The organism is Cellulosimicrobium protaetiae, from assembly GCF_009708005.2.
GTDB lineage: Bacteria > Actinomycetota > Actinomycetes > Actinomycetales > Cellulomonadaceae > Cellulosimicrobium > Cellulosimicrobium protaetiae.
Genome location: NZ_CP052757.1, coordinates 970,731 through 991,399, shown reverse-complemented (window position 1 = coordinate 991,399; position 20,669 = coordinate 970,731). Strand labels below are relative to the sequence as shown.

At 73.9% G+C, this 20,669-nt stretch carries 20 protein-coding genes; 8 read left to right on the top strand and 12 right to left on the bottom strand.

What is annotated here, in order from left to right:
• Positions 1-106 precede the first annotated feature (106 nt).
• The gene (locus FIC82_RS21000) at positions 107-694 is read left to right on the top strand and encodes a hypothetical protein (RefSeq protein WP_253691436.1); all 588 of its coding nucleotides are present in this window, start codon (positions 107-109) and stop codon (positions 692-694) included.
• On the top strand, positions 691-1,836 hold the full coding sequence (locus tag FIC82_RS04175; protein ID WP_269808401.1) for an OmpA family protein: 1,146 nt from the start codon (positions 691-693) through the stop codon (positions 1,834-1,836). Before FIC82_RS21000 ends, FIC82_RS04175 begins: the two co-directional genes overlap by 4 nt.
• 6 nt (positions 1,837-1,842) lie before the next feature.
• Here FIC82_RS04175 and FIC82_RS04170 read toward each other — a convergent pair whose 3' ends face one another.
• Positions 1,843-2,325 (bottom strand): heme-degrading domain-containing protein, encoded by a 483-nt coding sequence (locus FIC82_RS04170; protein WP_154797678.1) that lies wholly within the window; start codon positions 2,323-2,325, stop codon positions 1,843-1,845.
• A gap of 25 nt (positions 2,326-2,350) precedes the next feature.
• On the opposite strand from FIC82_RS04170, the gene FIC82_RS04165 reads away from it, so the two are divergent.
• Entirely contained in the window at positions 2,351-3,724 is a 1,374-nt protein-coding gene (locus tag FIC82_RS04165; protein WP_253691432.1) for an ADP-ribosylglycohydrolase family protein, read from the top strand.
• A gap of 87 nt (positions 3,725-3,811) precedes the next feature.
• Here the strand turns inward: FIC82_RS04165 and FIC82_RS04160 are convergent, their stop codons facing one another.
• The 7 genes from FIC82_RS04160 to FIC82_RS04130 form a co-directional block, all read right to left on the bottom strand.
• Positions 3,812-5,962 (bottom strand): purple acid phosphatase family protein, encoded by a 2,151-nt coding sequence (locus tag FIC82_RS04160; RefSeq protein WP_154797677.1) that lies wholly within the window; start codon positions 5,960-5,962, stop codon positions 3,812-3,814.
• A 232-nt stretch (positions 5,963-6,194) separates the two neighbouring features.
• Positions 6,195-6,530, bottom strand: a complete 336-nt coding sequence (locus FIC82_RS04155) for a nuclear transport factor 2 family protein (RefSeq protein ID WP_154797676.1) — start codon at positions 6,528-6,530, stop codon at positions 6,195-6,197.
• Between the two features lie 18 nt (positions 6,531-6,548).
• Positions 6,549-7,451, bottom strand: coding sequence for a PaaX family transcriptional regulator (locus FIC82_RS04150; protein ID WP_168731473.1), 903 nt, complete (start codon positions 7,449-7,451; stop codon positions 6,549-6,551).
• Positions 7,448-8,791, bottom strand: a complete 1,344-nt coding sequence (locus FIC82_RS04145) for a kynureninase (RefSeq protein ID WP_154797675.1) — start codon at positions 8,789-8,791, stop codon at positions 7,448-7,450. Before FIC82_RS04145 ends, FIC82_RS04150 begins: the two co-directional genes overlap by 4 nt.
• A 2-nt stretch (positions 8,792-8,793) precedes the next feature.
• On the bottom strand, positions 8,794-9,963 hold the full coding sequence (locus FIC82_RS20800; protein ID WP_216609983.1) for an amidohydrolase family protein: 1,170 nt from the start codon (positions 9,961-9,963) through the stop codon (positions 8,794-8,796).
• The gene (gene kynA / locus FIC82_RS04135) at positions 9,960-10,832 is read right to left on the bottom strand and encodes a tryptophan 2,3-dioxygenase (RefSeq protein ID WP_154797674.1); all 873 of its coding nucleotides are present in this window, start codon (positions 10,830-10,832) and stop codon (positions 9,960-9,962) included. Before kynA ends, FIC82_RS20800 begins: the two co-directional genes overlap by 4 nt.
• A gap of 104 nt (positions 10,833-10,936) precedes the next feature.
• Entirely contained in the window at positions 10,937-11,626 is a 690-nt protein-coding gene (locus tag FIC82_RS04130; protein ID WP_154797673.1) for a histidine phosphatase family protein, read from the bottom strand.
• Positions 11,627-11,704: 78 nt separating this feature from the next.
• Here FIC82_RS04130 and FIC82_RS04125 point away from each other — a divergent pair, with 78 nt between their 5' ends.
• A complete protein-coding gene (locus tag FIC82_RS04125) occupies positions 11,705-12,646 on the top strand; it encodes a ribonuclease Z (RefSeq protein ID WP_154797672.1) in 942 nt (313 codons plus the stop codon).
• Between the two features lie 103 nt (positions 12,647-12,749).
• Positions 12,750-13,313: a dihydrofolate reductase family protein gene (locus FIC82_RS04120; RefSeq protein WP_154797671.1), complete on the top strand. Its 564-nt coding sequence runs from the start codon at positions 12,750-12,752 to the stop codon at positions 13,311-13,313.
• Positions 13,314-13,368: 55 nt separating this feature from the next.
• Here the strand turns inward: FIC82_RS04120 and FIC82_RS04115 are convergent, their stop codons facing one another.
• The 4 genes from FIC82_RS04115 to FIC82_RS04100 form a co-directional block, all read right to left on the bottom strand.
• Positions 13,369-14,160, bottom strand: a complete 792-nt coding sequence (locus FIC82_RS04115) for a glycerophosphodiester phosphodiesterase (RefSeq protein WP_253691430.1) — start codon at positions 14,158-14,160, stop codon at positions 13,369-13,371.
• A complete protein-coding gene (locus FIC82_RS04110; RefSeq protein ID WP_168731472.1) occupies positions 14,157-15,542 on the bottom strand; it encodes an ABC transporter substrate-binding protein in 1,386 nt (461 codons plus the stop codon). The genes FIC82_RS04115 and FIC82_RS04110 overlap by 4 nt, the downstream gene beginning before the upstream one ends.
• A gap of 148 nt (positions 15,543-15,690) precedes the next feature.
• Complete coding sequence (locus FIC82_RS04105; protein ID WP_154797670.1) at positions 15,691-16,608, bottom strand: carbohydrate ABC transporter permease; 918 nt, start codon at positions 16,606-16,608, stop codon at positions 15,691-15,693.
• Positions 16,605-17,642 carry a carbohydrate ABC transporter permease gene (locus FIC82_RS04100; protein ID WP_418884342.1) on the bottom strand — a complete coding sequence of 346 codons (1,038 nt, stop codon included), beginning with the start codon at positions 17,640-17,642 and terminating at the stop codon, positions 16,605-16,607. Before FIC82_RS04100 ends, FIC82_RS04105 begins: the two co-directional genes overlap by 4 nt.
• A gap of 464 nt (positions 17,643-18,106) precedes the next feature.
• On the opposite strand from FIC82_RS04100, the gene FIC82_RS04095 reads away from it, so the two are divergent.
• The 3 genes from FIC82_RS04095 to FIC82_RS04085 all read left to right on the top strand — a co-directional run bounded on the left by FIC82_RS04095 (position 18,107) and on the right by FIC82_RS04085 (position 20,660).
• Positions 18,107-18,655, top strand: a complete 549-nt coding sequence (locus tag FIC82_RS04095) for a DUF6318 family protein (protein ID WP_154797669.1) — start codon at positions 18,107-18,109, stop codon at positions 18,653-18,655.
• Positions 18,656-18,660: 5 nt separating this feature from the next.
• Entirely contained in the window at positions 18,661-19,638 is a 978-nt protein-coding gene (locus FIC82_RS04090) for a hypothetical protein (protein ID WP_154797668.1), read from the top strand.
• 281 nt (positions 19,639-19,919) lie between these two features.
• The gene (locus FIC82_RS04085) at positions 19,920-20,660 is read left to right on the top strand and encodes a hypothetical protein (protein ID WP_154797667.1); all 741 of its coding nucleotides are present in this window, start codon (positions 19,920-19,922) and stop codon (positions 20,658-20,660) included.
• Positions 20,661-20,669: the final 9 nt, after the last annotated feature.

Genomic DNA, 20,669 nt, shown 5'->3' with positions numbered 1-20,669 from the left:
GAGGCCGGCACCCCAGCGGTGCCGGCCTCGTCCGACGTCCCGGTGGGCACCTCTCCCCATGAGCGGCCGTTCCCGCACAGGGCCCCGGTCAACTACTCTTCCGGCCATGCCGAGCCCCACGTCCCCGCGCTCGACCGTGCCCGCTCCCGGGGCCATGCCGTCCCGCCCGCGTCGCGCGGCCCCGGCCGTCGGCCTGGTCGCTCTCGCCCTCGTCCTCGGTGCGTGCAGCGGCGACGCCGACGAGGGCCCGACGCCCGTCGCGGTCGGCGCCCAGGAGTACAAGCCCGCCCTCGAGGCGCGGCTCCCCGTCCCCGGCTCCCCCGACGACGAGGTGACGCTCGGGCTGGTCTCGCTCACCGCCGACGGCTCGACCGTCGAGCTCAAGGTCCTCATGACGCCGCACTTCGCCGGCGACGACCCGACCGAGACCCACTCGGTCTACGAGATGTTCGGCCAGGACCACAACCCGCGGATCGTCGACGTCGACGCGCTCACCCAGTACGAGGTCGTGTCCGGGTCCGGCACCGACCTCGCGACGGACGTCGTCCACGCCGCCTCCGTGAACGGGCGCCCCGTGCTGTACCAGGCGTGGTTCCCGCGGCCCGAGGGCGACCCGGCCGCGGTCGACGTGCGGCTCCACGACTCCTGGCCGACGTTCGAGGACGTCCCGGTGACGTGGGAGAGCGAGGAGTGAGGCGGCGCAGGGCGGGGCTCGCGACGTCGGCGGTTCTCGTCGCCGCGCTCGTCGTCGGTGCCCCCGTGGCGGCCCCCGCGACCGCCGCCACGGACGACGGCACCGAGGGCTTCGTCCCCGGCGTCGACCCGCTGACCCTCGACGACCTCGGCGGGCCGCCCAGCCGCGAGGACCTCGACCGGGCGACGAAGCGTCTCGACCCCGGGACGGCGACGACGTTCGAGCTCGACGGCGCGGTCACGTCGTTCGAGTACGTCGAGGTCGTGGAGGACGAGGTCGTCGTCACCCTGGAGACGGACGTGCTGTTCGACGTCGACTCCGCGGAGCTGTCCGACGCGGCCGTCGCCCGGGTCCAGGAGATCGCGGCCGAGCTGCCCGACGGCGTGACCGCGAGCGTCCTCGGGCACACGGACTCCGTGGGCGAGGACGCGGACAACCTGGACCTCTCGCAGCGCCGCGCGCAGGCCGTGGCCGACGCGGCCGGCGTCGCCCGGCCCGACGTCACCTTCGACGTCCAGGGGCTCGGGGAGTCGCAGCTCAAGGTCGACGAGGCGGGCGACGACGTCGCCGACGACCGCGCGCAGAACCGCCGCGTCGAGCTCCGCTACTCCGGGACCACGCCCGGGGAGTCCGGCATCGAGATCGAGGAGCACGAGCTCGAGCCGGTGACCGCGCTCTACGAGCCGGGCGACGGCCCCCGCGCCGACCTGGTCGAGGACGCGGAGACGGTCGTGGAGACCACCGTCGTCGTGCCGAACGACGAGGGGCGCGTGGAGGAGGTGCGGGTCGCCGTCGAACCGATCGTCGTCCGCGGCTCCGTCATGCGGCTGCGCGTCCAGCTCACCCCGCTGGGGCCGGTCGACGGCGAGGCGGACCGGATCACCGTGTACGACCTCACGGGCCAGGGCTCGCTGCGGCCGTCCGCCGTCGACCCGTACGCGCTCGTCTCCTACACGCCGGTGCGCGGGAGCGGCGCACGCGAGCTCGAGACGGACCCGCTCTTCGCGCGCACCGTCGTCGACCGCCCCGTCCGGTACGAGGTGTACCTGCCGCGCCCGGTCGACGAGTCGCTGCGGTCGCTCTACGTGAACGTCGTGCCCACGTGGCCGACGTTCGAGGACGTCCCGCTCGTCTGGGAGTGACCGGCGCTACCGCCCGAGGAACGACCGCAGCGCCTCGGTGACGAGCGCGTGGTCGTCGCCCTGGGCGAGACCCGACACGGTCACGACGCCGACGATCCCCACGCCCTCGACCCGCACGGGGAAGGCGCCGCCGTGGGCGGCGTACTCCTGCAGCGGGAGCTGGTGCTGGTCGGCGAACGTCGTCCCCTTCGCGCGGGCCCGCAGCCCCACGAGGTACGACGACGCCCCGAACCGCTCGACGACCCGCACCTTGCGCTGGACCCAGGAGTCGTTGTCCGGCGTCGTGCCCTCGCGCGCGGCGTGGAACACCTGCTGCGGACCCTTGCGGACGTCGATCGTCACGGGCAGGTCGCGCTCGTCCGCGAGCTCGACGAGGAGGCACCCGAGGCGCCACGCGTCGTCGTGCGTGAACGTGCTCAGCACGAGGTCGCGCTCGTCCGACTCGACGGAGGCGAGGAGTGCGGCGAGGTCGTCGGGCGTCGTCGTCATGCCGTCATCGTGGCACGATCGCGCCGTGACGACGACGCCGCCCCCGCCCGCCCACGGCACCTTCGACCCGCTCGACCACTCCCTCCTCGACCGCGCGTCGGGCGTGCTGCTCGCCCAGGCGGCGGGCGACGCGCTGGGCGTGCCGTACGAGTTCGCGCAGCCGCCGGGCCCCGGGCAGCGCGACGCCGTCGCGGTCATGCGCGGCGGTGGCCTCGGACCGTACGCGCCGGGCGAGTGGAGCGACGACACCCAGATGTCGGTGTGCGTCGCCCGGGTCACCGCGGCCCGTGACGTGCTCTCCCCCGTTCCCGACGCGTTCGGCGCGACGCCGCTCGACGAGGTCGCCGCAGCCTTCGAGGCCTGGCGGACCGGAGGGGCGACCGACGTCGGGACGCAGACCGCCGCCGTGCTGCGCGACGCCGCCGCCCGCCGGGGACCCGCCGCGACGCGCCTGCGCGACGCTGCGCGCGCCCTGCACGCCGCGACCGGGCGGACGGCCGGGAACGGTGCGCTCATGCGCACGGGCGTCGTCGGGCTCGTCGCGCTCACCGACCGGGACGAGACCGCGCGGGCCGCGCGCGCCGTCGCGGAGGTCACGCACACCGACCCGCTCGCGGCGGAGTCGTGCGTGCTGTGGTCGGAGGCGGTGCGGGTCGCGGTGACCGAGGAGCGGCTCGACGTGCGCGCGGGCCTGGACCTGCTCGACGCCGACGCGGCGGCGCGCTGGTCGGCGTGGATCACGGACGCCGAGCTCCCCCGACCGGCGGCCGACCTGCGGCAGAACGGCTTCACCGTCACCGCGCTGCAGGCGGCGTGGCACGCGATCGCGACGACGTCCGGCGCCGAGGGACCGAGCTTCGCCCACCGCAACCACGTCGTGGCCGCGCTCCAGAAGGCGGTCGGTCTCGGCGGCGACACCGACACCGTCGCCGCGATCGCGGGCTCGCTGCTCGGCGCCCGCTACGGCGCGCGGTCCGTCCCCGACGAATGGGCGTCCGCCGTGCACGGCTGGCCCGGCATCGGGGTCCGCGTGCTCACGGCCCTCGCCCGCCGCACCGCGCAGGGCGGCCTCGCCCGCGCCGGGGGCCTCGCCCTGCCCGACGGCGGCACCGCCCCCGCGCAGTGGTGCCCCGTGTGCGGCACCCGGCAGCGCGAGAACCCCCGCTACCCCCGGCACGTGTGCGCCTGGTGCTCCGCCGCCGTCACCGACGAGGCAGGCCGGCCGGTGTCCCTGAGCAACGTGGACCTCGGCGGCGGGTACCAGGCGCACTACCTCGACGGGTCGCCCGCGACCGGCGCGGTACGGGGTGGGCGCGTCTGGATCGGTGGCGTCGAGCACCGGGCGCGTGACGCCCGGTTCGGCGGGATCGTCGTCGAACCGCTCGCCGACGCGCCCTGAGACTCGGGCGTCCTGGCGCGCCGAACCCGGGGTCGTTCCCCAGCGCACGCTCGCGCTGGGGAACGACCCCGGGTTCGGCGGGGTGGCTCAGCCGCAGGCGACCGCCGGGTAGGCGACGTCCTGCGCGGACGAGGCGCCGCCGTCGGGCAGGGTTCCCGTCACCGTGACGGACCCCGCCTCGGCAGCCGCCGACCGCGCCGAGAACGACTGGTACGCGGCCTTGCCCGGCGCGACCGCGGCGACCGTCCGCGCGCCGAACGGCGTCGTCAGCGTGACGTCCGCCGGGACGTCGCCCGTGTTCGTCGCGCGGACCGCGACGTACGCGGTGCCGGCGAGGCAGCGCGCGCTGGTCTCGACGTCGAGCGCCGGGCCCGAGGCGTCCGCCCGCTGGAGCGTCACCTGGTCGACGACGCGCTGCGACCCGGTCGCGTAGGTCGTGACCGTGAGCGACGTCGGCGTGACGTCGAGGTCGGAGTAGCTCGCCTCGCGCGACTGCTCCCAGCGGGCCGTCCACGGCTTCGCGCCGTCGAAGTCGTAGAACTTCGAGCCCGACGACGAGTTGCCCGTGAGGTAGAGGACCTGGTCCTCGTCGGGGGTCAGGACGTCACCCTCGGCGGGCGCCTCGGCGGGGACGACGGGCGTCGTGCCCTCCATGAGGTACGAGCGCGTGTAGATGTGGTCGTGGCCCGCGAGCACGAGGTCGACGCCGAGGTCGCTGAAGACGGGCGACAGCGCGTCGCGCATCCGCACCACGTCGGTGTCGCGCGAGTGGAACGCCTGGCTGTAGAGCGAGTGGTGGAACGTCACGACGACCCAGTCGTACGCGTCGCCGTGCGTGCCGACCACGTCGCGCAGGAACGCCTCGTGCCCGGCGATCTGCTCGGTCGACGAGTCGTTCGAGTCGATCGCGACGACGAGCACGTTGTTGTACGCGTACCAGTAGTCGCGGCGCTGCTCGGCCGAGAGGTTCGGCATCGCGTAGTGCTGGTCGTAGAGCGCGGACGCGGTGTCGTGGTTGCCGTCCTGGACGGCGAAGCGCAGCTCGCGCATCTGGCGCGGCGCGAGGAAGCCGGTGTACTGCTGGGTGCTGCCCGCGTGCTCCACCTGGTCCCCGGCGGAGATGAGGAACGCCGTGTCGGGGTGCCGCGCGGTCATGCTGTCGAGGTTCTCGGCCCAGCGGGTGGCGTCGTTCGCGGCGTTGCCGCTCGCGCCGATCTGCGCGTCGCCGATGAACAGCGCGCTGAACTCGTCGCCGAACGTGCCCGTGGTGAACGTCGTCGGCTCGGACCAGCCGGTCGTCGCGCTGCCCACGCGGTACACGTACGCGGTGTCCTCCTCGAGACCGGCGATGGTCGCGTGGTGGTACGTCGCGCCGTCCGCAGCGGTGCCGTTCCGGGACGACGACGTCGCGGCGGCCTGCCAGTCGACCTCGCCGCCCGCCTCGTCGGCACGGGCCCACCGGACCTCGCCCGCGCCGGGCAGGGTCGAGAACCACGCGACGTTCGCCTGCGTCTCGTCCGCGCCGACGTTGAGGGCGACGTCGCGCACCTCGCCGTGGGTCGGGACGAGCGAGCGGACGTCGAGGTAGATGTCCGAGCTCGTGGGCGCGTCCTGGTAGAGCGCGACGGAGATCGTGTTCTCGCCCGGCACGAACGCGTCGGACGGGACGACGAACGTGCCCGTCACCGGGTCGGTGCGGCCGTTGCCGTGGTACTGGAGGTTCTCGGTGATCTCGCGGCCGTCGTCGCCGAGGCGCACGACCTCCTCGCCGTTCACGTAGACGATCGCGGCGTCGTCGTAGACGATCTCGCCCTCGAACGCGGGGACGCCGTCGAGGTCCGCCGCGGTGAGCTCCACGTCGGTGCGGAAGAAGAACGTGGGGACGTCCGTCGTCGTGCCCTCGATGTACTGGGTGAGGAGCGTGGTGATCGGGAACGCGGCGCCGATCCCCGTCGCGGCGCCGCGCTTGGCGCCGAACGCGCCGGTCGCGGACTTCCAGGCGGAGTCGTCGAACGCCGTGGTCGTCCACACCTGCTGGTCCGCGGAGCCGGCCGCGGGGTTCGTGTTGTCGTCGAGGTAGCGCCAGGTCGTGCCGGACGTCGAGAGGAGGGACTCGTCGGCGGCGGCCGTCGGCGTCGCGGTCGCGGCGACGAGCACCGTCCCCACGAGGGAGACGGCGAGCGCCGAGGCCGCCGCGCGCGTCAGCGCGCCGGGCAGCCGGGAGGTCTGCGGGTTCATGGGTTCCTTCGCGGGTCAGGGGTCCGCGCGGCGACGACCGTCGGACCACCGTGGCGGCGACGAACCCGTGTGGGAAGCGCTGTCACCGTAGGGAGCCCGGGTGGCGCGCATCCGTCGCCCGGGTGAACACCGGCGGACCGACCGGCGAACTCGGTGCACCCGCTCCGGGAGCCGGGGGCGTGGGGTCGCGCAGGGACCGGCGTCGACCCGCGCCCGGCCGAGGGCCGACCGGTCAGGAGATGACGAGGCTCGCGATCAGGCCGTCGCGCAGGAGGATCGTGAACGTCGCCGGCCCGTTGTACCCGTCGCCGGACACCGTGAGGTCCAGCAGCACCTCGTCCGCGGACGCGCCGTCGCGCAGCCCGGTTACGTCGAATCGCGACCGCTTGCCGATGTTGTCCGTGCGGTCCCAGCTCGCGAGCTCGTCGTGCCCGCGGAACTGACGTCCCCAGTCGTCGAGGAAGCCGTCGTCGGTGAACGCGGTGAGGAAGCGCGCCGAGTCGCCCGCGTTGGTCGCGTCGACGAGCGTGCGCAGGGCGGGCGGGAGGTCGGGCGTCGAGTCGCTCATGACCTCACTGTGCCCCCGTCACCGCCCGACGACGACCCGGACGTGGTCCTCGGCGGCGGTGGCGAGGTCCCCGCGGAGGGCGTCGAACAGCGCGACGCTCGCCGCTCCCGGCCAGTCGGCGGGCAGCCACGAGCCCGGCAGGCCGGGGTCCGCGTACGGGACGGGTCGCCAGTCGTCGACCGCGCGCACCCACCGGGCGAACGCGGCGCGGGGCGAGGCGCCGACGTCCTGGGGCGACGTGTCGTCGGGGGACGCGACGTCGGGGGACGCGACGTCGGGCGCCGCGACGTCGGGCGCCGTGCCGCTGGGCGCCGCGCCGCCGTGGCGCGCGAGGAAGTCGCGGTGCAGCGCCGCGACGCGGTCGAGGTCCCACCAGCGCGCGGCGGCGTCGGCGAACGGCCCGGCGACTCGTGGCGGTCCGGTCACGAACACCGTCGCGGCCTCGCGCACACCCAGGGCGACGAGGACCTCCTCCACCTCGTCCGCGAGGTGGCCGGGCACGATCCACAGGCCGTCCGCGACGGTGCCGGCACCGATCCACGCGAGGTGCCGCCGGAGCTGGTGGCGCGCGGCGCGCCGCTCCTCCGGCAGCGAGAACGACACGAGGCACCACGGGTCGTCGTCGCCCTGCTGCCGGTACGCGAAGATCCGCCGGTCGCCGCGCGCGAGCATCGAGCCGGCCCCGGGCGCGAGCCGGTACCCGGCGCGTCCGTCAACGGTCTCGGGGACCAGCAGCCCCTTGGCCTTGACGCGCGAGATCGCGCCGCGCGCACCGACCGCCGGGACGCCGAGCGCACCGAGCAGCTCGACGAGGTCGGCCACCGCGACCGCGCCCCCGAGGTCACGCAGGTACAGACCGACGACGCTGCGCAGCAGCGACGTCGCGCTCCCGGGACGGGAGTCGAGGTCGTCGAGGATCACGCGACCCCGTCCGGGCCGGTCGCGTCCCCGCCCAGGCCTGCGGCGTCCCTGTCCGGGCCCGTCGCACTCCCGGCCGTGCCCGAGACACGGGCCACCGCGACCGCGCGGCCGTCGAGGACCTCCCGCAGCGCGTCGCGCACGGCCTCGACGCCGACACGCACCTCGTCGAACGACGTCGACAGCGGGGACAGCCCGAGGCGCAGCCCGTCGGGGCGTCGGAAGTCGGGGATCACGCCGCGCTCCCACAGCAGCGGGAGCGTCGCCTCGAACGCGTAGTGGTCGACGGTGACGTGGCTCCCCCGCCGGGCCGGGTCGCGCGGGGACGCGTAGCGCGCTCCGAGCGGGAGCAGCAGGTCGTCCACGAGCGCCGTCGCGTGCTCGGTGAGCGCGACGGACTTCGCCCGCACCGCCGCGATCCCCGCGTCGTCGATCAGGTCGAGCATGTCCTGCATCGCGAGCATCCCGACGATCGCGGGCGTCCCGGAGAGGAAGCGCCGGACGCCGTCGTGCGGCGCGTACGCCGGGCCCATCTCGAACGGCGCCGCGCTGCCCATCCAGCCCTGGATCGGCTGGGTCAGCGCGTCCTGGAGGTCGGCCCGCACGTAGCCGAACGCGGGCGCGCCCGGCCCGCCGTTCAGGTACTTGTACGTGCAGCCCGCGGCGAGGTCGACGCCCCACGCGTCGAGCTCGACCGGCAGCGCCCCGACCGAGTGGCACAGGTCCCACAGGACGAGCGCCCCGGCGTCGTGCGCGAGCGCGGTGATCGCGGCGGCGTCGCTCACGTACCCCGACCGGTACGCGACGTGGCTGAGCAGCACGAGCGCCGTCCGGTCGGAGAGGACGCCGGCGACCTGCTCGGGCGTCACGCCTGCGTCGTGCTCGGGCGTGATCCACCGCAGCGTCGCGCCGTGCTCGCGCGCGACGCCCTCCAGCACGTAGCGGTCGGTCGGGAAGTTGCCGGCGTCGAGCACGATCTCGTCGCGGCCCGCGACCTGCGGCGCCGACAGCGCCGCCCGGACCAGCTTGTAGAGGATCACGGTCGTCGAGTCGCCGACGAACGTCTGGCCGGGTGCCGCGCCGAGCGTCACCGCGCCGATCCGGTCGCCGAGCGTCAGCGGGAGGTCGTACCACTCCTCGTCCCAGCCCCGGATGAGCCGCGCGCCCCACCGCTCGGTCGCAAACCGCGCGAGGCGGTCCGCGCTCGCCCGGGTCGGGCGCCCGAGCGAGTTGCCGTCGAGGTACGCCGTGACCTCGTCGGAGTCGACGAACGCGTCCCGGAACCGCGCGAGCGGGTCGGCGGCGTCGAGCGCGGCGGCAAGGGCGGCGTGGTCCTCGGTCATGGTCATCCTTCGGGGTCGGGGTCGGGGTCGGTTCCAGGCTCGTCCGGGTCCGGGTCGGCGTCCGGGAACTCCTGGCCCGGAGCGGGGTCCGTTGCGCGGTCCCGCTCGACGACGACGGCGCGCGCGAGCCACGCGGCGACGTCGTCGGGGTCGTCGGGGTCGGGTGGGTCGCCGGGGACCCACGTCGCGAGCGCGGCGTTCCGGCGCCCCGTCTCGACGTGCGGCGCGCGAGCGGGTGTGCGGCGCCCGGCCGGGGCGTCGCGCGTGAGGGCCGCGACGAGGTCGTGCGCGTCGAGACCGGCCGCCGCGAGCGCCCGCAGCTCGCGCGGGTTCACACCGAGCGGCAGCGGACCGTTGCCGAGGTCGGTCCCGTAGACGACGGTGCCTCCGAGCGCGACGAAGCGCCGCACGTTGTCGACCGCGACGCCCTGCTCTGCCCTCGGGCTCCCCCACCCGTGGACGTCGAGCGTGCTCACCCAGCTCACCCCCGCCCCGCCGAACACGACATGAGGGTCGTTGTCCGGCTCCTTTCGACCGCCAGGTCGTGTTCGACGGCGGGCAGGGTCGTGCTCGGCGTCGGGCCGCGGCGAGTCGGGGCGCGGGCGGGCCGACGCGCGGGGGCGCGCCATCGCACGCAGGAGGTCGTCGCGCAGGTGCTCGCTGAACGGGGCGTGCGCGAAGCGGTCGACGCCGGCCTCGAACGCGCGCGCCGCCATGCCCTGCCCCTCGACGTGCGCGACGACGTCCCGGCCCCGTGCGTGGGCGTGGCCGACGAGCGCGGCGAGCGTGACGTCGTCGGGCACCGGCCCGGCGTCGGAGTGCAAGGCGACCTTGACGAACGACGCGCCCGCGGCAACCTGGCGGTCGACGGCGGCGACGGCCTCGTCGGGCGTCGCGACCTCTTCGACCGACCCGGTGGGTGCCCACGACCGGTCCGACGGGTAGCCGCCCGGCGCGGTGAGGAACGCGCCCGCGAACGCGACCTCGGGGAAGCCGGGAGTGCCGGGCCACCTGCGCGCGACGTCGGGCACCCACCCGAGGTCGTGCACGACGGCGATCCCGCCGCGCCGCACCGCGACGGGGTCGACGAGGCCGAGGTGCACGTGCGCGTCGACAAGCGGCGGGAGCCAGGTGCCGCCGTCGCCCGGCCGGCCGAGGGGAGCGCCGGTCACGACCGCCCGATCTCCGTGCGCACCGCGAACAGCTCGGGAAAGAACGTGAGGTCGAGCGCCTTCTGGAGGAACCCGACGCCGCTCGACCCGCCCGTGCCGCGCTTGGTGCCGATGATCCGCAGCACGGTCTTCATGTGCCGGAACCGCCAGAGCTGGAAGTTGTCCTCGAGGTCGACGAGCTCCTCGCACGTCTCGTACGCCGACCAGTGCGCCTCGGGGTCGTCGTAGATGCGCCGGAAGACCTCGACGAGGTCGTCGTCGAGGGTGTGCGCGACGGTCAGATCGCGGTCCAGCACGTGCTGCGGGACGTCGTGCCCGTGGCGGGCGAGGTGACGCAGGAACTCGTCGTAGACGCTCGGCTCGGCCAGCAGCCGGGCGAGCTCGGCGCGGGCCTCGGGCTCGGCGTCGAACACCGCGAGCATGCGCGCGTTCTTGTTGCCCAGCAGGAACTCGACCGCGCGGTACTGCCACGACTGGAAGCCCGACGCATGGCCGAGGAACCCGCGGAACTGCGCGTACTCGCTGGGTGTGAGCGTCGCGAGGACGGACCACTGCTCGGTGAGCGTGCGCTGCACGTGCTTGACGCGCGCGATGCGCTTGAGCGCGACCCCGAGCTCGTCGGCCGCGAGGAGGTCGCGCGCGGACCGCAGCTCGTGAAGCACGAGCTTGAGCCAGAGCTCGGTCGTCTGGTGCTGGACGATGAACAGCATCTCGTCGTGGTGCTCGGGGTCGCTCACCGGATCCTGCGCCGCGAGCAGCGTGTCGAGGTGCAGGTACGACCCGTACGTCATCTGCTCGCGCAGGTCGGTGACGATGTCGGACTCGAGCGCGCGCTCGTTCGGCGCGGGCAGCGGTGCGTCGGCGGCCATCCCGTCAGGCTATGTCACGAACGTGACGACCGCTAGATCCGTGCGATGCCTCGCGGATGTCGCCCTGATCGAATCATTGCGTCATGCCGACCAGTCGGTAGAGGTCAGTCGTCCGCCGCGGCGCGTCGCTCCTCCTCGGCGACGGACTCGCCCGTCGGGTCCTCGGCGACGAGGTCGTCCAGCGCGGCCCCGCCCAGCGGGCCGTCGCTCAGGCCCACGAGCCGCCAGCCCGACGTCGGGTCGCCCTCGACCTCGACGAGCCCGGTGTTCGCGAGCGGGGTCCGGGCGAGCAGGTCGAGGTCGACCCCCGCGACGCGCGCGCACGCCCATGCGCGGATCGCCGCCCCGTGCGACACGACGACGGCGGTCCGCCACCCCGTGCGCACGACGCTCGCGACGGCGTCGTCGTAGCGAGCGAGGAACTCCGCGCCGTCGGGGCCACCGGGCATGCGTCGGCCCGGCTCGCCACGCCCCCACGCGAACACCGTCTCGAGGTACGTCATGTGGTCGTCGTGCTCGGCCGACATCTCCAGGTCGCCCGCGTCGACCTCGCGGAACCCGTCGAGCTCGAGCGGGTCGTAGCCGTGCCGCTCGGCCAGCGGCGCGGCCGTGAGGTGCGTGCGCACGAGCGTCGACACCGCGACGCCCTCGACGACGCGGTCGGCGAGCGCGTCCGGGATCGCCGCCGCCTGGCGCGCGCCGAGCGCGGTGAGGCCCGGGCCGGGCAGGGCGGTGTCGAGCAGGCCGGCGACGTTGGACGGGGTCTGTCCGTGGCGGACGAGCAGCAGGCGCATGGTTCTCCGGATCTCGGGGGTACTCCCGCCACCCTACGAGCCACCCCACGAGGAGCGGCGCCGTGGCACGCTGGGGCCATGTCCCGCCGCGAGCTCGTCGTCCTCGGGACGGCCAGCATGGTCCCGACCCGCACGCGCAACCACAACGGCTACGTGCTGTTCTGGGACGACGAGGCGATCCTCTTCGACCCCGGCGAGGGGACGCAGCGCCAGATGTCGTTCGCGGGCGTGTCCGCGACCGACCTCACGCGCATCGCGATCACGCACCTGCACGGCGACCACAGCCTCGGCCTGGCGGGCGTCTCGCAGCGCATCAGCGGCGACGGCGTGCGGCACACGATCGGGGTGACCTACCCGGCGTCGGGCCAGCGGTGGGTGGACCACCTGCTCGACGCGAGCGCCCACTTCCGCCGCGGCCACCTGGAGCTCCAGCCCCTGACGACGGACGGCGTCGTCCCGCCCGTCACCGGCCGCCCCGAGCCGGGGTTCACGCTGCGCGCGGAACGCCTCGACCACACCCTGGAGGCGATGGGCTACCGCCTGGACGAGCCCGACGGCCGGTCGCTCGACCCCGCCCTGCTCGCGCGGCACGGGCTGGCCGGGCCCGCGGTCGGCGAGCTGCAGCGGACCGGCGTCGTCACCGCCCCCGACGGCCGCACCGTCACGCTCGACGAGGTGAGCGCGCCGCGCCCCGGGCAGTCGTTCGCGTTCGTCATGGACACGCGCCTGTGCGACGCGGTGCACCGCCTCGCGGACGGTGTGGACCTGCTCGTCATCGAGTCGACGTTCCTCGACCGCGACCGGGACCAGGCCGAGCGCTGGGGGCATCTCACGGCGCGACAGGCGGCGACCGTCGCCGCCGAGGCGGGCGTGCGCTCGCTCGTGCTCACGCACTTCTCGCAGCGCTACCCCGACCCGACGGAGTTCTGGCGCGAGGCGCGCGAGGTGTTCGACGGCGAGCTCACGGTCGCACAGGACCTCGACCGCGTCCGTGTCCCCCACCGACGCCGACCCGGCTGACGGTCGACGCCGGTGCGGTCGCCGATGAGAAACGGGTCGGGCGGCCGTCTGACCACGGGTGGACGCCAGTGCGCCCCGGAGCGCACCACGGGAGGGGAACGCGATGAGACCGCTGCGGTACTCGATCAACGTCACGCTCGACGGCTGCTGCCACCACGAGGCGGGGCTCCCGCCGGACGAGGAGTCGATGCGCTACTGGACCGCCGAGATGGAGCGCGCCGACGCGCTCCTGTTCGGCCGGGTGACCTACGAGATGATGGAGTCCGCCTGGCGGCGTCCGGCCACGGGCGCGTGGCCCGACTGGATGGACGAGTGGGAGGTCCCGTTCGCCGAGGCCATCGACGGGGCACGGAAGCACGTCGTGTCGAGCACGTTGACCGACCCCGACTGGAACGCCGAGCTGGTCCGGGGTGATCTGGGGCCCGCGGTCGAGCGGCTCAAGCAGGAGCCGGGCGAGGGCCTGTGGGTGGGCGGCGTGACGCTCCCCCTGGCGCTGGCCGACCTGGGGCTGATCGACGAGTACGAGCTCGTCGTGCAGCCGGTCCTCGCCGGGCACGGGCCGACGCTGCTCGCCGGTCTGCGGGAACGCATCCAGCTCGAGCTCGTCGGCCGTCGGGAGTTCCGGTCGGGGGCCGTGGCCGTGCGCTACCGGCCCGTGACCCGGTGACGGTGGGGCGGAGCCGCACGGCCCCGCCCCACCACCCCGGGTCCCGCGGGACGTCCTAGACGTCCCGGCCCGCGAGCCAGCCCGCGAGGCGGTCCGGCCGGTCGGTGATGATCGCGTCCACGCCGAGCTCGACGGCGTCCGCCCAGTGCGCGGTCTCGTCGAGCGTCCACACCGCGACCTCGAGACCGGCGTCGTGCAGGCGCTGCACGAGCCCCGGGTCCTCGAGGAGGAGCAGGCCCATCGGGTTGCACGTCACGACGTCGAGCTCGGCGCAGCGGGCGAGCACGTCGTCGTCGAGCGACGCGACGAGCAGCCCGCGGCGCAGGCCCGGGTCCGCCTCGCGCAGGGCCGCGACCGTCTCGGGCCAGAAGCTCTGCCCGACGACCCGGTCCGCGATGCCCGCGAACCGGATCGGGCCCGTGACGCGCCGCACCTGCTCCGCCGTCCACGACCCCTTGAGCTCGAGCAGCAGGTCCATCCCCGGCCGGCGGACGAGGAGGTCGACCACCTCGGCGAACGTCGGCACGCGCTGGCCGCCGAACGCCGGCGAGAACCACGACCCGGCGTCGAGCGCCCGGATCGCCGCGCGGTCCAGCCGCGCGACCGTGCCGCTGCCCGACGTCGTCGCGTCGACCGTGTCGTCGTGGATGACGACCGGCTCGCCGTCCGCCGTGAGCTGCACGTCGATCTCGATGCTGTGCGCCCCGGCCCGCCACGCCGCCTCGAACGCGGCGAGCGTGTTCTGCGGAGCGACCGAGCTGTTGCCGCGGTGGGCGATGACGCGCGGGCGCCCGGCCCGCTCGGACACTGCGCCGGTGGGCGCCGTCGCGGTCACGGTCGCCGTCACAGGTAGGGCTCGACGTTCTCGGTGTACGCCGTCTCGATGCGCGGCGTGACCGACTCGAACGCGGTCGCCGGGTCGACGCCCTCGATGACGATCTGCTCGATCGCCTCGTTGAGCAGCGCGTCGGCGCCGGGGACGAACACGCGGACGTCGTCCTGGATGCGTGCCTTGTCGGCGAGCTGGTCGACCGCGGTGCGGAACTGCGGCGTCGTCTCGTAGATGGCCTTCATCGTGTCGGACTCGACGGCCGACGTGCGCACCGGCATGTAGCCGGTGTTCTGCGAGAAGTACGCGGTGTTGTCGGTGTTCGTGAGGAACGCGAGGAACATCGCCGCGGCGAGCTGCTCCTCGGGCGACTTCGACGACGGGATCGCGAGGCCGGTGCCGCCCGTCGGGGTGCCGCCGCCGGCCGGGCCGTCGGGCAGGTACGCCGTGCCGACCTCGAACGACGCCGCGTCGAGCGCGCCCTTGAGCGAGCCCGTCGAGCCGATCGTCGAGGCGATGAGACCGGACGAGAAGTCGGCCATCGCGTCGTCCGCGGAGAGCGTCGCGACGCCCTTCTCGTGGAACAGCTCGTGCAGGAACTGGCCGCCCGCGACCGACTCCTCCGAGTCGAGCGTGAGGTCGAACCCGTCGGAGTACGCGCCGCCCTGGCCCCAGATCATGTTCTCGAACCACCACGCGCCCCACGACGGCCCGGTGGACAGGCCGAACGTCGACCCGCCGGCCGGGACGAGCGGCTTGACGGACGCGTCCCAGGCCTCGAGCTCCTCCCACGTCTCGGGGCCGCGGTCGGGCAGGCCGGCCGCCGTCCACAGGTCCTTGTTGTAGTAGAACAGCGGCGTCGAGCGCGCGTAGGGCACGGCCCAGTGCTGGTCGTCGTACTCGTAGTCCGCGTAGAGCGCGGGCTGGAAGTCGTCGGCGTCGGCCTCGACGAACTCGAGCACGTCGTCGAGCGGCAGGATCTGGTCGTTGAGGTGGTAGCGGAACCACCACACGTCGGACGCGATGACGACGTCGGGCAGCTCGTCGGTCTGCGACGCGGCCTGGAAGCGCTGCGCGACCTCGTCGTAGTTCGCGCCCGCGGTGACGAGCTCGACCGAGATCCCGGACTCCTCCTCGAACCGGTCGATCAGCTCCTGCTCGATCTCCTGCGACGTGCCGGGGTGGTTGCTCCACCACGTGATCTCGGACGCCGGCTCGACGGCGGACCAGTCGACGGCCTCGGCCGTCGCCTCGTCGCCCGCGGTGGCGGCGCCGTCGGCCCCGGCCACGCTCGGCCCGGCGCACGCGGTGAGCGCGAGGGCGGTGACCGCCGTGACGGCGGTGGCTGCGGCGCGGGCCCGACGACGGCGCGCGGGCCGGGGTGCGGTGCGGTGGGACACAGGTGCTCCTTCAGGTCGTGCACCGGGTCTCGGTGCGCTTCGGGGAACCCGGACCGCTGCGGGCGGACCGGGGAGCTCGGTGGTGGTGGGCGGGCCCGCGGCCCGCCCGGGGTGGGCGCCGTCGTCGGGCACGACGGCGCGGGATGGGTCAGCCGGTGACCGCGCCGGCCGTGAGGCCGGCGACGAGGCGGCGCTGCAGGACGAGGAAGACGACGAGGATCGGCAGCGTCACGACGACCGTCGCGGCGAGCAGCACGCCCCAGTTCGTCATGCCGTCGGTGTTCTGGAGCAGCGTGAGGCCGACGGGGAGGGTCATCTTGTCCGGGCGGTCGATGACGAGGAACGGCCACAGGTAGTCGTTCCACTCCGTCACGACGGACACGAGCGCGACTGCCGCGAGCGTCGGCGTGCTCATCGGCACGACGAACCGCCACAGCTTGCGCCAGTGGCCCGCGCCGTCGAGCTCTGCGGCCTCGAGGATCGAGCGCGGCAGCGTGAGGAAGTGCTGGCGGAACAGGAACGTCCCGAACGCGCTCGCGAGGCCGGGCACGAGGATGCCCTGGTAGGTGTTGAGCCACCCGAGGCTCGCGACGAGCGTGTAGTTGGGGATGATCGTGATCTGCGGCGGGATCATGAGCGTCGCGATGACGAGCCCGAACACGACCTTCTTGAACGGGAAGTCGAGGAACACGAGCGCGTACGCGCACGTGAGCCCCAGCGCGACCTTGAGGCCCGCGCCCACGACCGTGATCCCGACGCTGTTGGCCAGCAGCCGCCCGAGCGGGACCGAGTCCGCCGCCTGCGCGTAGTTGTCGAGGTTGACGCTGCCCGGGAGCCACTGCAGCGGGACGGTGTACAGCTCCGCGGGCGTCTTCATGCTCGCGAGCACCATCCACAGCAGCGGCGCGCCGAGCACGACGGTCGCGAGGACCAGGGCGAGGTAGCCGCCCGGCTGGAGGCTGCGGCGTCGGGCCGACGTGGTGCGCGGGCCCGGAGCGGTCAGCGCGGCCGGGGTGGCGGGCGCGGTCTCGGGGCGCCCGGTCGAGGTGGGCGCGACGGCGCTCATGCGTAGTGGACCTTCCGCTGGACGAACCGCATCTGCACCGCGGTCACCGCGAGCAGCACGAGGAAGAGGATCGTGGCGACCGCCGACGCGTACCCGGCGCGACCGTTGACGAAGCTCTCCTCGTAGATCGAGTACATGAGCGTCGTCGTCGAACCGAGCGGGCCGCCCTGCGTCATCGCCTTGATGATGTCGAAGGACTGCAGCGACGCGAGGAGCATCGTCACGACGAGGAAGAACGTCGTCGGGGTGAGCAGCGGCAGGATGATCGACCGCAGCGTCCGGGCCGACGACGCACCGTCGAGCGCCGCGGCGTCCCGGAGGTCCTGCGGCACCGACTGCAGGACCGCCAGGTAGATGAGGGCGACGTACCCGAGGTTCTTCCACAGGTAGACCACGACGATCATCACGAGCGGCCACGGGCGCTGCGTGTACCACTGCGGCGACGCGACGCCGACCCAGCCGAGCAGCTCCTGGACCAGCCCGTAGCGCGGGTCGAACATGAACAGCCACAGGATCCCGACCGCGAAGCCCGACAGCACGTACGGCGCGAACGCGACGGTCCGGGCGACGCCGCGGCCCTTGAGGCGGCGGTTGAGCAGCAGCGCCAGGCCCAGGCCGAGGACCATCGCGCCACCGACCGTCGCGACCGTGAAGACGAGCGTCGTGGTGACGATCCGGCCCGTCGTCGGCGCGGTGAACCACTCGACGTAGTTGCCCAGCCCCACCTGGCGCGCGACCGGCGACCCGAGGTTCCACTGCAGCGTCGAGAGGTAGAAGCTCTGCAGCAGCGGCCGGTACACGAACACCAGCAGGAGCACGAGGTTCGGCCCCGCGAGCAGCAGCACCCACAGCAGGTTCCGCCGACGGCGTCGCGCACCCAGGCGGCTGCGGTGCAGCGCCTGCGCCTCACGGTCGGCGGGGTCGGACGGCGCAGGGCCGCCGGGTCGGCCGGGTGCGGCCGGGCCCGAGGCCCGGGCGGCGGCGCGCGGCGCGCCCGAGGAACCCGGGGACTCCGGGGTGAGGACGGTGGTCACAGCAAGGATCCGCTCGTACGAGGGGTGAGGTCACGGCCGGCACGGAACCCGTCCTGCGGGTGGGCGGCCACGGCGAGCATAGGAAGCGGCCGCGCCCTTTTTGCCCTGTGATGTCCAGGTACGGATCGAGGCTTCGGGCAACGTTCATGCACCCGTGCCCGACGCGCCACGCAGCCCTGTGGAGAGGCAACGTCACGGACACCTGCGCGGCCGTCGTCCACAGGGCGGGACGGACGGTTCCGCCCGGCGCGCGGTTTCGCTAGGTTCTGGGAGGTTCGCGCGGCGCTGCCCAGCCACTCGCGCGGCCACCGCTCGACGCCGACCAGCAGGGGGTCTTCGTGAGTCCGTCCGTCCGTGTGCCGTCCCACGCCGTCGTGCCCGTGAGGGCGACCGACCCGCCACGTTCCTGGCCGTCCGCCCGACGGCGGGCACTCACCCTCGGCGTCGCGCTCGTCGTGGGGTGCATGGCCGCCGCGTGCTCCGGCAGCACCGAGCCCGACCCGACGCCGATCGAGACGTCGGCGGAACCGTCACCGACGGAGACACCCGAGCCGTCGCCGACCGAGACCGGCCCGGTCAAGCCGGAACGACCCACCGCGATGGACCGCGACGACGCCGAGGGCGCCGCCGCGGCCGCGGAGTACTTCCTCGAGCTCTACCCGTACATCATGACCTCGAGCGATACCGCCGAGTGGGAAGCCATGTCTCATCAGGAGTGCGGCTACTGCTCGGAGAGCCTCGCCAATGCGCGCTGGCTGTCGGACTCAGGTTCGGTCTTCACCGGGGGCGAGACCACCGTCGAGATCCTGACCAGTTACGCACGCGACTCGCAGACCGGGATCTTTCCCCTCGATGTTCGCACCCACCAAGAACCGATCGAGGTGAGCGACGCCACTGGCCAGAGCGTCGAGACCGTTCCACGGGACACCGTCGAACTACGAATCGAGATGGGGCGGAACACCGGATCCTGGGTGGTCGTAGAGGTTGCGCCTATGCCCAAGGACGAGGGGTGAGAAGAATGCGGCGCACAGTGCTCGCGGCTCTTGCCACCATAGCCATCCTCTTCACGGCGAGCCAGGCATTCGCGGCGGGCGAGACAACCCGCAGTCGGACAGACGACAGCCCTCCGACAAACTCGGTGCCGCCCGCATCGCCTGCGCCCGAGGCCCCGGCGGGCTTCGGAAACAGAGCGCAGGCGGCCGGGCAGAGCGTGACGGTCGACGCTGAGGTGGCGACCGCTGGCGGTGGGACCTACGAGACTGGCGGATCTGCCGGCGGTCCGGCGACGGAGCGGTACTACCGTGCCGCGCAGACCACCTGCTCGGTCTTCAACGGTCTGGACGACCCGACGTCGGACCTATCCGGTCGCTGCGCGGACTGGGAACGCCTGATCGCCGAAGGGCTGGAGTGCGACCAGAGCTCGTACTACCTCGGCGCGCTCTACCGCCAGACCCGCGAGATCGGGACCGACGGCACACCAGGCGAGTGGTCCGCAGCCGGGGACCCCGTGGCCGAACACTCCTGCATCACCCCGGCCGACCTCGCCGACGAAGCCGCACGCGCCCTGGCGACCCTGACCATCACCCCGTCCCCCGTCATCGTGCAGCCCCCGGACGGCTGGACCCTGGTCAACGTCCCCACCATCACCTACACCGAGCCGGGCGAGCAGGTGCTGGACACCACCCTGCTCGGCATCCCCGTCCAGATCCGCGCCACCCCCCGCACCTACACCTGGGACTACGGCGACGGCACCACCCCGCTCGCCACCACCGACCCCGGCGCCGCCTACCCCCACCACACCGTCGCGCACACCTACGACCAGCCCGCCGACCAGGTTCAGATCTCCTTGACCACGACCTGGTCCGGGCAGTTCCGCATCACCGGCACGCCGAACTGGACCGACGTCACGGGCACCGCCACGACCACCAGCACCGCCGACCCTCTGCGCGTCTACGAAGCCCGGTCTCGCCTCGTCACCGACGACCTGCCCGGATGATGGCGCGGAGATCGTCGGCACGCACCGGCGTCGTGCACAGCCGCCCACATCGCCACGGCGTCAGCCAGCACCCGTCGGATCGAACCGAGCGCCCCGGGTCGGCCCTCCCTGGGCCGCCCCCTCGACCTGTCGTCCTGGGGCGGAATTCGCTCGCCGGCGTCCTGGTCGCGCTCGTGCTCGGCGGGTGCACGGCCCACCTCGCCGGGCCGCCGACGTCACCGTCCCCGACAGACTCCGTCCCGGGTACCGGGTCGTCAACCGAGGCCGCCACGGATCACGCCGTGCCGACCCTCGACGCCGTCCTCGGCGCCCGGGTGCCGAGCCTGTGCGACTTCCCGCCCGGTCGCCTCGTCGACGGCGTGCTCGAGGGCACCGCTCCGGACGGGCCCGAGGGCGGGGTGTGGCTGGAGGACGAGGTCGTGCACGGTTCGCTCGGCCCCGAGGCGGTGCCCGTGGCCGTGGGCGTGTTCTCCTGCCACCACGGCGGGTCCGCCTGGCCGCAGGTGCTCGGCGTGCTCGAGGCCGGGCCCGAGGAGTCCACGGCGCAGGTCACCCACGTGCTCAGCCCGTTCGAGGAGACGCAGTTCGGGCGCGAGTGGGTCGAGGACGTCACCTTCGTGGACGGAGCGGTCGAGGTCCGCTGGTGGACGGGAACCGACGAGGACTCGCTCGCGATGGGCGACTCCCCCGCGTCCGCGCGATACGTGCTGGACGGCGACGCGCTCACCCCGACCGACGTCGTCGTCCACACCGCGGAAGGAGCGACGTTCGAGCTCCTCGAGGCTCTCGACGCGCGCGACGCCGGCGCCGCGACCGCCCTTGCCGACGAGGCCATCCACGCCGACCTGCGGGCGCTCGTCGAGCACGGGGAGACGATGCGCGAACCGGAGTGCACGCACGAGGACCGGGGACGGTGGTCGTGCCGCACGCTCACGAGCGGTGGCTGGTACGGCGTCCTCACGTGGGAGACCGCCGGCTGGGGACCGTGGTCCTTGACCGGGCTGGAGATCAGCGGGGAGTGAGCGCGGCCG